The organism is Rhizobium jaguaris, assembly GCF_003627755.1.
Classification (GTDB): domain Bacteria; phylum Pseudomonadota; class Alphaproteobacteria; order Rhizobiales; family Rhizobiaceae; genus Rhizobium; species Rhizobium jaguaris.
Map to the genome: position 1 here is coordinate 166,463 of NZ_CP032695.1, position 13,406 is coordinate 179,868.

Below are 13,406 nucleotides of genomic sequence, written 5' to 3' on the forward strand. Positions count from 1 at the left end.
GGACATGGCAATCGCCTTCAAGCAGGAAACGTTCCGGGACGATTTCAGCTATCGAAACAGTCCGGAAAATATCCGGCGTTTTCCCTTTCCCTTCGACCGCGACGAGTACATGTATTCCGTCAACATGGAACCGCATGTGAAGGGGCAAAATGGAACCGTTTACGAAAGCCTCATCGATGTCGATGAGCATTATGTTGCCGAAATGCGCGACCGGGCTCTCGTGCTGAAGGAGGATCCGCTGCGCTATCAGGCGCTGCCGCATATGATGACGGCACAATGGGACACGCTGGAACTGTTGATGGAAGAACAGGCCTCCGGCTATCCCGAACACTTCTCCCTGGTCAAAAACGGTGACCAGTGGCGTTGGATCAATCGGCCACTCGGCATCGATGACAGCTTCACGTTCGGGGATGCGTCGACGCTGCCCTATGAGCCGTTCGAATATATCACCCGTCAGGCCCAGGGCGACTTCTGCATCGTCGACCAGCGCGACGGCAACCTCTGGATGGATGCCGGCATGGTCACAACACAGGCCGACTGGTCGCTCGATTTCGACATCGGCATGAATTTCATGGAATGGCATGGACCGGTGCCGCTCGCCCATCAGATCGGCATCTTCGACCGCGCGCTGAAATTCCTCCTGAACCTGCAACAGGGCAAGCCGACGCGCCGCTTCAACTGGACGATGACCATCAATCCGCGCCTCGACACCAGCCCGGAAAACTATCCCAAATGGGGCCCGGACCGCACGACGGTAACACCCGACAATGTCGGCGAGAAAGTGCATCTGCGCGTCGAATTGCAGAGTCTATGGCGCCTGCCGCGTTCGAACGCAATTCTGTTCGTCATCCGCTGCTATCTGATGAACATGAGCGAACTCGTCACCGTCCCGAAATGGGCGCGACGGTTTCCGCGTGTGCTGCGCACGCTGCCGCCGGAACTGATCGACTACAAGGGGCTCACACGCTTCCGCGAGACCACGATCGACTGGCTTTCAAAATACGACGACGGCGCCTCGACCAGTCCCGGCTTCTTCCCGGATTGATGCCGAACGAAGCGTTCGAACGACCGCACGCGACAAGAATTTCGATATAATCAAGAGGGGAATGCTTCATGACAAGAGTTGCCGTTATCGGCGCGGGTCCCTCGGGGCTGGCACAGTTGCGCGCCTTCCAGTCGGCTGCCAAGAAGGGTGCCGACATTCCGGAAGTCGTCTGCTTCGAAAAACAGTCGGACTGGGGAGGGCTTTGGAATTACACTTGGCGGACCGGCCTAGACGAATATGGCGAGCCGGTTCACGGCAGCATGTATCGTTACCTGTGGTCGAACGGCCCGAAGGAATGCCTGGAATTCGCAGACTATTCGTTCGAGGAGCATTTCGGCAAGCCGATCGCCTCCTATCCGCCACGTGCCGTCCTCTGGGACTATATCAAGGGACGCGTTGAGAAAGCGGATGTGCGCAAGTGGGTTCGCTTCAGCACGCCGGTGCGCATGGTGCGTTTCGATGAGGAGGCGAAGAAATTCACGGTCACGGCGCACGACCGCGTCGAAGATCGCATGTATGACGAGGCGTTCGATTATGTCGTGGTCGCCACCGGACATTTCTCGACGCCGAACGTTCCCTATTTCGAGGGTGTCAAGACCTTCAACGGCCGTGTGCTGCATGCCCATGACTTCCGCGATGCGCTGGAATTCAAGGGCAAGGACATCCTCATCGTCGGCCGCAGCTATTCGGCCGAAGACATTGGATCGCAATGCTGGAAATACGGCGCCAAGTCGGTGACGACGAGCTACCGCTCGAAGCCGATGGGCTTCAAATGGCCGGAGAATTTCGAGGAACGGCCACTACTGACCCGACTTGAAAACAAGACGGCGTACTTTCTCGATGGATCATCGAAGGATGTCGACGCGCTGATCCTCTGCACCGGATATCAACACCATTTCCCCTTCCTGCCGGACGAGTTGCGCTTGAAGACCGCCAACCGGCTGTGGGCCGACGGCCTCTACAAGGGCGTGATCTTCGACAAGAATCCGCAACTCTTCTACATCGGCATGCAGGACCAATTTTATACCTTCAACATGTTCGACGTGCAGGCCTGGTGGGCGCGCGACGTTATGATGGGCCGCATCAAGCTGCCATCGGAAGAGGGCCTGAAGGCGAATTTCGACATGTGGCGCGCCCGCGAGGAAACGCTGGAAGATGCCGAGCAGATGATCTGGTACCAGGGCGATTACGTGAAGGAGCTGCTTGCCGAAACCGACTATCCGAGCTTCGACATCGAAGGCACCAACAAGACCTTCATGGAGTGGGAGCACCACAAGGCGGAGAACGTCATGGGTTTCCGCGACCATGCCTATCGCTCGCTGATGACCGGCAACATGTCGCCGAAGCATCATACGCCCTGGGTCGATGCACTTGACGATTCCATGGAGGAATATCTGCGCAACTAGTGGCCTCCAGTGTTGCGTAACCGGCAAGGCGCGCGCGCCGTCGCCCTTGCCGGCCTATTCGAGACGAAATGAAGCAATTTGATCCGCAATTCCTTTTTCTTCGGGCATGGTCTTCATGGATTTTCAAACGAGCATTCTCGGCCGCATGAGCGGCTTTCTCTATCGTTGCCGCGCCGATGAGAACTATACGATGCTGGAAATGACCGACGGCATCGAGCGTGTCTTCGGCTATCCCGCGGATGAAATCATCGGCAATCGGACACGGACCTTCACTTCGATCATGTGCGGGGATGACGTGCCTCTCATGGACAATGTCGTCGGCATGGCGCTGGAAAAGCACACCGATTGGACGATGGAATACCGCATCCGTCACAATAACGGGCATTACATCTGGGTGACGGAAACCGGCGGCGGTGTTTGGGCCGAGAACGGCGAGCTGCTTTATCTGGAAGGCAGCATCATCAATATCGAATCGCTCTATCAGCGCATAGACGAGCAGACGGCCGACATGCGAGTGACGGTGTCGAAGACCGGCGAGATCCTGCAGTCACTGCGTTACCTGAAATTGCTTGCCGTCAACGCCGGCATCGAGGCGGCAAGAGCCGGAACCGCGGGATCCGGCTTCGCGGTCTTGGCGGCGGAAATGCGTACGCTCGCCAACTCCTCGGAAGAGGCGGCGCGGGCGATCTCGAATGCTCAGCGCAAGACGGATTGAAGCTCAGGACCGTGGCCGCGTCTTTTGCGGGTCGTAGTGTGAGAGCGGCACGATGATGGCCGGCAAGCGTTTTTGCTGGCCGTCGAGTTTGCCGATCTCGACCGCTGTGCCGACCGTGGCATGGGTCACGTCAATGCGGGCAAGCGCGATCGTCTTGCCGAGAATCGGCGAGCGGGTGGCGCTGGTGACGACGCCGACCTGTGCTCGGCCGATATGAACACAATCGCCATGGCCGACCGCCTCATTGGCCTGGACATCCAGCCCGACCAGAAGGTGGCGTGGGTTCTCCTTGCGGCGGATCAGCGCCTCGCGGCCTATGAAATCGTCTTGTTTGGATTTCAGCGGCACGGTGAAACCGATGCCGGCCTCGAAGGGGTCGGTCTGATCGGTGAATTCGTGATGGGCAAAAATCAGCCCCGCCTCGATGCGCACCATGTCTAGGGCCTCAAGACCCATGGGCTTCAGACCATGCGGCTGGCCTGACTCCCAGACTGCGTCGAAGACAGTCAAAGCATCTTTGGGATGGCAGAAGATTTCGTAACCGAGTTCGCCGGTATAGCCGGTGCGCGAGACAACGACAGGAGCACCCTCGAAGCCGCCGATGCGGCCGACGGAAAAGCGGAACCATTCGAGTTCGCCGATCGTCGGCTGGCGCGGCGCTGTCCAGATGATCTCCCTCAAAATGTCGCGGCTCTTCGGTCCCTGCACGGCGATATTATGCATCTGGTCGGTCGATGAGCGCACCCAGGCCTTGAAGCCCTTTTTCTCGGCCTGCTCGCGCAGCCAGATGCCGCTGTAGTCATCGCCGCCGATCCAACGGAAATTCTTGTCGCCGAGCCGGAAGAGCGTGCCGTCGTCGATCATACCGCCGTTTTCGTAGCACATGGCGGAGTAGACGACCTGGCCGGTCGAAAGCTTGCGGACATCGCGTGTCAGGCAATATTGCAGCAGCTCTTCGGCATCCGGTCCCGTGACCTCGAACTTTCGGAGCGGCGAGAGATCGATAACCGCCGCTCGTTCCCGGCAGGCCCAATATTCCTCGACCGGGCCTTCGGCCGCAAAGCGGTTCGGCAGCCAGTAGCCGCGATATTCGGTGTAATCCCGCGTCAGGGCGGAGAGACGGGGATGGAAGGCGGTTTCCCGCGTCAGTTCGGCGTCTGAATCAGGGGTCATGCGATAGGCTACCGCTCGTGAGAATTTCTCTTTTCCGGAAAAGGTGCGGACATGGATATCCGTCGGATCCCAGCCGTTTGCCGCATCGATATCATCAGGGCAAGAGGAGGAGACACAGACAAGGTCCGTCAGCGCCCGCATCAGCACATAGTCGCCCGGCCGCGACCAGGGCTCGTCGAGGTAGAGCTGATTGTTGTGATCGATATTGGTATTGTAGAAATAGTTGAGTGCTTCCCAGCCCTTGCGGCCGGCTATGCCATAAGGCGCCAGCGCTGCATTGAAGTTGTCCGTGCAGTTTGCATGCCCCGGATAGCCCATATCGTCGTAATAACGGGAGTTGCAGGCGGTCGCGAAGGCGTCGTGGCGGCCAACCGTGTCCTGGACGATCTCCACCAGTGGCTCGAAATCGCGGTCGAAAGCCTTGGACGGCAAGCCCGGCGTCGGGTAGCTGCGGCCGAGCAAAGTGCGTGTGACGGTGGAATCGAGCGCCAGATCCAGGCCTTTGTCCACCTTGCGTGCAGCAAAAGCCTGAAAATCGGTGCATTGCCGGCCATAGACGTCGATGATCTGGATGAACTCGCCCGCGCGGACGAAATAGGCGGATGCGGTCGCGGCCCTGATGCGGATATCTTCGATCGGATCGGCCACTGGCTCGGGCAGGGCGGAGAGATAGTCGCGGATGACTCGGCTGCGCCGGATCCTGATCTCGATCGGCGTTGCCGTATCCTGCGTCTGCGGCGACATTGCTTCGCCCGGCGCTGCAACGATCAGTAGGCCTTCCAGGGCGATGGCAAATTCAACCTTGCTGCCAGGAGACGAGGCTTGTCCAAAGATTCGAACGGTACCAGCCGAAGCGAGATCGGCGCCACGCCGCTGCAGGGCGGTGCGTGTTCGGATCGCACTTTCCGCGTCGGAGGACAGGATGCCCTTCAGTCCCTCGGCGGCATTCGTAAAGGCGGCACCGAGGCCCTCAGATTGGAAACGGCCGTTCTCGCCGAGAAAGGAAATCTCGCAGACCTGACCGCCCTCACTGTCGGTCACCGCCACATGATCGCCGGGCTCGACGCGCACGACCAGCGATCCACCGCCCTTGCAGCGGTAGCGCTCGGTATCGCCCGGTAGCGTCGGTATGCCGGGATAGCGGACGATGCTAGCCGAAATGGGCCGAGCCCCGGCCATCGTCGGATGGAGATTTCGCATGTGACCCTCTTGAGGGGAATGATGTGCATCGCAGCACTCTGGTCATGCTGACAAAATGCTCTCCGAAAGTAAAGGGATATTGACTAAAAAGAAAAAATCTTCACTATGTATAAAGGGTCGAGACTCGGAAATCCGTGTGGGAATACGGACGTTAAAACCACCGGCAGGCCTGCGATGCCATGGGAGGCACGTTCAGGGAGACGTACGAGAGATACGTCCGGAACAACAGAATGGGGAACTTCACCGATGACGGATTTAGTCGACGCCGGCGTAGCAGCCGGCACCGAAGGTAAGCTTATACGCGCGCTCGACTGGAAGGGCGCATTCTGGGTTGCTGCGGGCGTACCGCCGCTCGTTCTCTTTTCCATCGGCGGCATCGCGGGTGCGACCGGCAAGCTTGCCTTTGCCGTGTGGATCATCTCGATGATCATGGGATTTCTGCAATCCTTCACTTACGCGGAAATTGCTGGAATGTTCGGCAACAAGTCCGGCGGCGCCTCGGTCTATGGTGCCACCGCATGGCTGCGCTATTCGAAGTTCATCGCGCCGCTCTCCGTCTGGTGCAATTGGTTCGCCTGGTCGCCGGTGCTGTCCCTTGGCTGCGCTATCGCGGCCGGTTATATCTTGAATGCCTTCTTCCCGATTCCAGCGGCGGATTCGCAGGCCGTCATCGCCTGGATCAGCGCGCATGCCGCTTCCGTAACGGCCGATAGCCCTCGCGTCGCCGAATATATTGCCGCCCATGCCGGTACCTCGGCGGAAGACGCCGTCAAGGCACTACTGAGCGCCGACGGCATTGCCGCGCTGACGCCGCCAATCCGGAGCTGGTCGCTTCTCAGCTTCAGCATTCCGTTCCTCGCAACCGCCAATATCAACGCCACCTTCTTTATAGGTGGGATCCTGATGCTGATCATCTTCGCGATCCAGCATCGTGGTATTTCCGAAACGGCAAGTGTCCAGAAATGGCTGGCGATCATCGTTCTCGTGCCGCTGCTCATCATCGGCCTCTATCCGATCGTCAGCGGCCAGATCGTCGCTGCCAATGTCACCGGCCTCGTTCCGCCGACGGCGGCCTATGCCGGCACCGACGGCAGTTGGAGCAATGGCGGATGGACGCTCTTTCTCGGCGGCCTCTACATCGCCGCCTGGTCGACCTACGGTTTCGAAACCGCCGTCTGCTATACCCGCGAGCTCAAGAACCCGAAGACTGACACGTTCAAGGCGATCTTCTATTCCGGTCTTGTCTGCTGCCTGTTCTTCTTCCTCGTACCCTTCGCCTTCCAGGGCGTGCTTGGCCATGCCGGCATGTTGGCGCCTGGCATCGTTGACGGCACCGGGGTGGCGGAAGCGCTCGGCGGCCTGATCGGCGCCGGCCGCATCGTCACGCAGCTCCTCGTCGTCCTGATGATCCTCGCCCTCTTCCTGGCCATTATGACAGCGATGGCAGGTTCTTCGCGGACGCTCTACCAAGGTTCGAAGGATGGCTGGCTGCCGAAATATCTCGACCATGTCAACGGGAACGGCGCACCAACCAGGGCGATGTGGACGGACTTCGCGTTCAATCTCTGCCTTCTGGCGATCGCTTCGGATGCAAGCGGTTACTTCTTCGTGCTCGCTGTCTCCAACGTCGGCTACATCATCTTCAATTTCCTGAACCTGAATTCGGGCTGGATCCATCGCGTCGACTCCGGCCACATCGAACGCCCCTGGAAGGCACCGACTTGGTTGATCGGCCTCAACACAGTTCTCGCCTTCGTCAATGCCCTCTTCCTTGGTGCCGGCGCCAAGGTCTGGGGCTACGCCAACGCTCTCTGGGTCGGCTTTGCCTTCGCCGCGCTGATCCTGCCGGTCTTCGCCTATCGACACTATGTCCGCGATGGCGGCAAGTTCCCGGCCGGCGCCATGGAGGATCTCGGCCTGGTTGGACAGGATTTGGGTGTCAAAAAGGCGGGTACTTTGCCGTATGTGGCGCTCGCCGGCGGCCTCGCCATCGTGTTGATCGCCAATTGGATTTTCCAACTGCCAGCATAGGCAGAGGCACGACCAGCATTTTCCTGTCGACACCCCATGTATCGCTGGCAGTTGCGCAGCTTGTAGAGGATCGGATGACGCCGAGGACTTACCCCCTCGGCGCTTCCATCCTTCAAAAGGGGCTGTTGCGCCGCGGGCTAGCCCGGCAGGGCGGAAACCAAGCGGGCACGATTGGTGAAGGAGCGTACGATTAGCCGGTTGAAAGCGGAAGTTGCACCGGCTTCGAGATTGGCTTGCTCAAGTCGCGATGAGTGAACAGGCGGGCCAATCAAGCAGGCGGCTCCGCCGAGATACCTAGGGCGCGGACTGATTAGCATGCAACCAAATTTGGATTGATGCGAGTTTGACGAACGCCAGATAGTTGGCTGCGAGCTTGTCATATCGGGTTGCAACGCACCGACATTGCTTGATCTTGTTGAAGAACCGTTCGATCAAGTTGCGCGCGCCCTCGCGAGCGACCCATATCTTGATGATTGTTGTCGGCGATGCAAGCTCCGTGCTGGTGCACGCGGACGACCGAGGTATCGATCATTTGGATCGCCGCGTCACGACCTGCGGCCAGTGCATCCATGATCCGGTCCTAGACGCCAGCCCGCCGCCACCGAACGAAGCGATTGTAACAAGTGGTGCGGGGACCGTAGTTCTTCGGCAGGTCGCGCCATGGCGCACCAGAACGTAGTACCCAAAAAGATGCCATTGAGCACGCGATGGTCATTTACGCGCCGGACGCCGCTCGGCTTGTTCGGCAGCATCGGTTTGATGGCGGTCCATTCGTGATCGCTGAGTTCGTAGCGCATGATTCGTGCCTCCGGTTTCGGAGCTTGAATCACGTCTCGGGCCGCGCCATCAACCGGCCGCGCCCCACGGCTGTGCCACTAATGCTCTGAATTTACTTCCGCTTTCGGCGGCATAGCGGACTTGGCCGAACTTGCTATTGGCGCGACCCGGTCGCGAATGACCCGACTCCGACATTGGCTGCTTGTTCTTGAGCCCATGTGGAGCGCCGTTTCCGCTCGCTAATGTGGTAGACTCTATCCTCGGCCTGAGGACGCATAGCTCGGAAGAGAGTCTCGTGCGGCCGAACGAGGGAAACCGCCCATGCCCACTTTGCAGCCCGTGGATCGGTTGGAATTTCAGATCCTGATCGACAATCTGACCGATAGCTTGTCCACGGCCCCGCCGAATGTCACGCTTGAGTGGACAGCACTTATGCGGGCGGGCATGCGACAATTGTCCGGCCGCTGCCAATGTTGTGCGAATCACGGCTTGGCAGTCGTCGTCAAAGCGTTTCGCGGCGCGGCGAGCCGCGTCGTTCTGTTCGATGCCGGTCCGGTGGAGTTCGCGGTCGAATACAATGGGACCCGGCTCGGCATCGACTTCGCCAGCATCGATGCTGTGGTGCTCTCGCACGGGCACTGGGACCACGCCGGCGGGCTGCCGATTGCGTTTGACCTCATCACCAAAGCAAACGGCGGCCGCGCGATTCCCTGCTATTTGCACCCCGGCATGTTCCGCCAGCGCGCCTTGCCGCTCACGGGCGGCGGATTACTTCCCATCCGCGGGATCCCCTCGCCGGACGACCTCGCTGCCAAGGGAGCCGTCCCGGTCGTCACGACTGAGGCGCAAGTCCTGCTCGACGATATGTTTCTAGTCAGCGGTGAGATTCCCCGCATGACGAGCTACGAGAAGGGGTTCCCGGGCCACAAGCGGCGGAGCGAGGACGGCCAATCTTGGGAAGATGATCCGCTCATCATGGACGAGCGCTTTCTGGCCGTTCATGTGGGCGGCAAAGGCATCGTCGTACTCACGGCCTGCTCGCACGCAGGTATCATCAACGTTCTCAAACATGCGCAGTCCAGTTTCCCGGCGATCCCGCTCTATGCTGTTGCTGGCGGCTTCCACTTGGCGGGCGGCAACGAGAAGATCATTGCCGAATCCGTGCGCGACATCGGAACGTTCGGTCTTGCCTTGATCGCGCCGGGCCATTGCACGGGCTGGCGGGCGGTGAATGCCCTCGTGAACGCCTATGGTGACAGCACCGTGGCACCCTTGGCCGTCGGAAAGATATTCGCAATCTGACGCGCGGGCATTCCAAACGTGAGGCCTCGACTTCAGCTCCTGGCCCTTCGCGTCATTCAGCTGCGCTGCAGAATTTGGTTGCTATCGGTGCATAGCGGACTCTGGCAAGCCGTCCGCCAGGCAGATTTATGGGTTCACGGCCTGGTTCAATCCAGCTAGCGATCTGCCGTCAGTATCTGAGAGATGACAGATGGTCGGGTCGATCTGAAGAGAAAGCGGGGTCGCATCGGTAAGCATGTCCTCTTCTCACTTAGTGTAAAGCCCGCGGCGTTATTCCCTCCATTGGAGATACCAGTCCCAGGCGCTGAGGAAGATCAATAAGCCGAAAGTGGCTGTAAGCGGGACGCCGCAGCCTTTGACGATACCGGCGGCGGAGGCTGCCAAGGCCCCAAACGTCAGGCCAAGGTGATCGACCTTCTGGAAGGCTGTCTCTTCGCCCCAGATACCGTGCGCTGAAGACCGATCGCCTCGGCGCCGAAGTATTGAAATGGATCATGTCGGCCACCTCCGCTGCCAACGGCGGCGGCGCATCTGCGACGCCGGCCAAAAGGTCAGGGTCTTCGAACGTCCGTCATATTAGGGTTGGCGCCCGCCGTTAGGGTGAGGGCCCGCGGCGACAACGATCCTCCGCCGAAGGCATCCCAACAGCCGCGCGTGCGGCATTCGCACAACGGACTTGCGATGGCGAGTTCCATCGCGTTCCTACATGATGCATGCTTGCCCCCAGCGGTCTCGATACCAGAACGTGAGCACCCAACTAGGCAGCAACCCCGACGATGTGCAACACTCTCATAGAATTACTGAACTCATGGCGCGGCAATCGTTTTCTCTAAATGATCTCAAGCATGGCGAGCGGCCGGTACGCATCGGGTTCTTCCTGGCACCCGACTATCCGCTGATGACCTTTTCTGCAGCCCTTGATTCACTCAGGCAGGGAAACCGGTTGATCAAGCGGAAGGCTTTCGAATGGGTTCTGATTACTGCAGACGGACGCGAGGCGAGGTCGAGCAGCGGACTGGCTTTTCCTTCCGATTACGCCATAGCGCAAGCACCGAAATGCGATATTCTGTTCGTCTGTGCTGGTGTCAACTACACTAATAGTTACGATCCGGGGCTGTTCTCGTGGCTTCGCCGCATCTATTCCGAAGGCTGCGTTGTCGGTGGGGTCAGCACGGCGGTGTTCTATTTGGCAAGGGCCGGACTCCTTGAGGGCCGGCGCTGCGCGGTCCATTGGGAGTCGCTCCCGAGCTTCCGCAGTGAGTTTCCCAACTGTTTGGCGACCGATGACATCTTTGCGGTCGACGGGCGGCTGATTACATCGTCTGGCGGTACCGTCACGCTTGACATGATGCTCTATCTGATTGCCGCGATCGAAGGACGAGAGCTCGCCGAGCAGATCTCCGATCAGTTCAATCATCCTCGCATGCGAAGACAGGACGACGTTCAGCGGATGGTACCCGAGGACCGCTTCGGCATTCGGAATGTCAAACTTGGTTTCGTGATCCGTCGCATGGAAAGCAGTCTTTCCGAACCCATCGAGATCGCGGAGCTTGCTGATGCCGTCAAGATCTCACCGCGTCAGCTAGAACGGCTGTTCCGTACCCATCTGAACAAAAGCCCGTCGCAGTTTTACATCGATCTGCGCATGGCGCGCGCCAGGGAACTTTTGATCCACACCGATCTAAGCGTTTCCGATATCGCCGGCGTCTGCGGATACGAATCCCCCTCGCATTTCAGCCGGTTCTACCGCCAGCATTTTCGCGAAAGCCCAGTCGCCACGCGACGGTCCTGAGTCAGCATCACTGCAATCTTTGCCTGTCTTTTTAATCGGAGTGGACCGCTATTGGTGCAATGCAGCAATATGTCGTGTGACGCATATTCCGTGTCGGATGAATGCATTCTGTCACATTAATATTGGCTCTAGATTTTGTCTCGACGGCGAAAACGGACATCAGATCCGCGCAGGTCGAGGCGGCGGAAAACCAGCTACGCCTCGCGACAACGGGAACAGTTTGCACGAACTCGGAGACCATCATCTTGGACAAGAATCAGCATTCCTATATTCCGACGCTTATCAAAGAGCTTTCGGACGGCAGCATCAACCGCAGGGACTTCCTGCGTAAGTCGACGCTTCTCGGCCTCTCGGCGGCCGCCGCCTATTCGCTGGCGGGCGTCGCTCAGCCGTTCAACTCGGCCAAGGCCGACGACATGCCAAAGGGCGGTAATCTGCGCATCGGTATGCGCTGCATGGAAATCAAGGACCCGCATCTGGCCGACTTCGCCGAAAAGTCGAACGTCATCCGTCAGGTCTGCGAGTATTTGACCTTCACCGACCGCAACAACATCACCCATCCCTACCTCCTCGAAAAATGGGATGTCAGCGACGACCTGAAGACCTGGACGCTGCATGTCCGCAAGGGCGTCAAGTGGCGCAAGGGCGGCAAGACGTTGACGGCGGACGACGTCGTCTGGAACCTGAAGCGCGTTAGCGACCCGAAGGTCGGCTCGTCGGTTCTCGGCCTCTTCACCGGCTATCTCGTCCAGGAATATGACGGGGGCGAGAAGGACGAGAAGGGCAATCCGAAGAAGTCGAGCAAGCTCTGGTCCGACAACGCGATCGAGAAGGTCGACGACTACACGGTTCGCCTCAATTGCTACGCACCGCAGATCGCCGTTCCCGAACATCTTTACCACTATCCGATGTTCATTCTGGATCCGGCCGACAACGGCTCCTTCGGCCCCGATGCAAACGGTACGGGCCCGTTCGAGATGACGGAATACACGATCGGCAAGGGCGCCAAGTATAAGGCGCGCACCGACTATTGGGGCACCGGTCCCTATCTTTCGACATTCGAGTTCGTCGATCTCGGTGACAATCCAGGCGCGGGCATTGCGGCCATGGCCTCCAAGCAGGTCGACGGACTGTCGGAGGCCGATGCAGTCCAGATCAGCTCGATGAAGAATTTCCCGCATGTGGCGGTCTTCAAGGTCGAGACGACGCAGACTGTCGTCGCCCGCATGCACCCCGATGTCGAGCAGTTCAAGGACAGGCGCGTCCGCCAGGCAATGCGCTTTGCGATCGATCGCGAGAAGGTCATCCAGACGTCGCTGCTTGGCGCCGGCACGCCGGCGGAAGATCACCACGTCGCGCCGTCGCATCCTGAATACGCGACCCTTCCGAAATATCCCCGCGATATCGAGAAGGCCAAGAAGCTGCTGGCCGATGCCGGCTATCCCAACGGCTTCGAATTTGACATGGTCACGCGCCCGGATCCGATCTGGGAGCTGAACACGGCCCAAGTTCTGGCCGAGCAGTTCAAGGACATCGGCGTCAAGATCAACATCAAGTCGCTGCCGAGCGCGCAATATTGGGAGGTCTGGACGTCGGCGCCCTTCAGCCTGACGGCCTGGGGCCATCGCCCGCTCGCCATCATGACGCTGTCGCTCGCCTATCGGTCGAATGCCGCCTGGAACGAGTCCCACTATGCCAATCCGGAATTCGACCAGCTCCTGACCCGGGCCGAGGGCATCCTTGACCCCAAGGAGCGCAGCAAGGTCATCGAGAAAATCGAGTTGATCATGCAGGATGACGGGCCGATCGTTCAGCCGTTCTGGCGCGTCTTCTCGACCGTAATGGACAAGAAGGTCAAGGGTTTCGAGCTCCATCCTTCGCAGTACATCTTCGCGCATCAATACGCGATCTCCGCCTGATCAAGCGGCGCCAGGATCGCCCGGGCTTGTCCGGGCGGTCTCATGC

At 59.3% G+C, this 13,406-nt stretch carries 8 protein-coding genes and 2 pseudogenes; 7 read left to right on the plus strand and 3 right to left on the minus strand.

Annotated features, from left to right (window positions below):
- The first annotated feature begins 4 nt into the window (after positions 1-4).
- The 3 genes from CCGE525_RS22880 to CCGE525_RS22890 all read left to right on the plus strand — a co-directional run bounded on the left by CCGE525_RS22880 (position 5) and on the right by CCGE525_RS22890 (position 3,166).
- Complete coding sequence (locus CCGE525_RS22880; protein ID WP_120706675.1) at positions 5-1,045, plus strand: heme-dependent oxidative N-demethylase family protein; 1,041 nt, start codon at positions 5-7, stop codon at positions 1,043-1,045.
- A 68-nt stretch (positions 1,046-1,113) separates the two neighbouring features.
- Positions 1,114-2,451 (plus strand): NAD(P)-binding domain-containing protein, encoded by a 1,338-nt coding sequence (locus CCGE525_RS22885; protein WP_120706676.1) that lies wholly within the window; start codon positions 1,114-1,116, stop codon positions 2,449-2,451.
- A gap of 115 nt (positions 2,452-2,566) precedes the next feature.
- On the plus strand, positions 2,567-3,166 hold the full coding sequence (locus CCGE525_RS22890) for a methyl-accepting chemotaxis protein (protein ID WP_120708580.1): 600 nt from the start codon (positions 2,567-2,569) through the stop codon (positions 3,164-3,166).
- A gap of 3 nt (positions 3,167-3,169) precedes the next feature.
- Here the strand turns inward: CCGE525_RS22890 and CCGE525_RS22895 are convergent, their stop codons facing one another.
- Complete coding sequence (locus tag CCGE525_RS22895; protein WP_120706677.1) at positions 3,170-5,539, minus strand: trimethylamine N-oxide demethylase; 2,370 nt, start codon at positions 5,537-5,539, stop codon at positions 3,170-3,172.
- Between the two features lie 246 nt (positions 5,540-5,785).
- Here CCGE525_RS22895 and CCGE525_RS22900 point away from each other — a divergent pair, with 246 nt between their 5' ends.
- Positions 5,786-7,570, plus strand: a complete 1,785-nt coding sequence (locus CCGE525_RS22900) for a trimethylamine N-oxide permease (protein ID WP_120706678.1) — start codon at positions 5,786-5,788, stop codon at positions 7,568-7,570.
- A gap of 294 nt (positions 7,571-7,864) precedes the next feature.
- Here CCGE525_RS22900 and CCGE525_RS22905 read toward each other — a convergent pair.
- Positions 7,865-8,367, minus strand: a pseudogene (locus tag CCGE525_RS22905) (IS5 family transposase).
- 301 nt (positions 8,368-8,668) lie between these two features.
- On the opposite strand from CCGE525_RS22905, the gene CCGE525_RS22910 reads away from it, so the two are divergent.
- Positions 8,669-9,649 (plus strand): MBL fold metallo-hydrolase, encoded by a 981-nt coding sequence (locus CCGE525_RS22910; protein WP_120706679.1) that lies wholly within the window; start codon positions 8,669-8,671, stop codon positions 9,647-9,649.
- 249 nt (positions 9,650-9,898) lie between these two features.
- Here the strand turns inward: CCGE525_RS22910 and CCGE525_RS39065 are convergent.
- Positions 9,899-10,284, minus strand: a pseudogene (locus CCGE525_RS39065) (hypothetical protein); the annotation flags it as partial.
- A gap of 173 nt (positions 10,285-10,457) precedes the next feature.
- Here CCGE525_RS39065 and CCGE525_RS22915 point away from each other — a divergent pair.
- Both CCGE525_RS22915 and CCGE525_RS22920 read left to right on the plus strand, forming a co-directional pair.
- Entirely contained in the window at positions 10,458-11,441 is a 984-nt protein-coding gene (locus CCGE525_RS22915) for a GlxA family transcriptional regulator (RefSeq protein WP_120706680.1), read from the plus strand.
- Positions 11,442-11,686: 245 nt separating this feature from the next.
- On the plus strand, positions 11,687-13,360 hold the full coding sequence (locus CCGE525_RS22920; RefSeq protein ID WP_120708581.1) for an ABC transporter substrate-binding protein: 1,674 nt from the start codon (positions 11,687-11,689) through the stop codon (positions 13,358-13,360).
- Positions 13,361-13,406 lie beyond the last annotated feature (46 nt).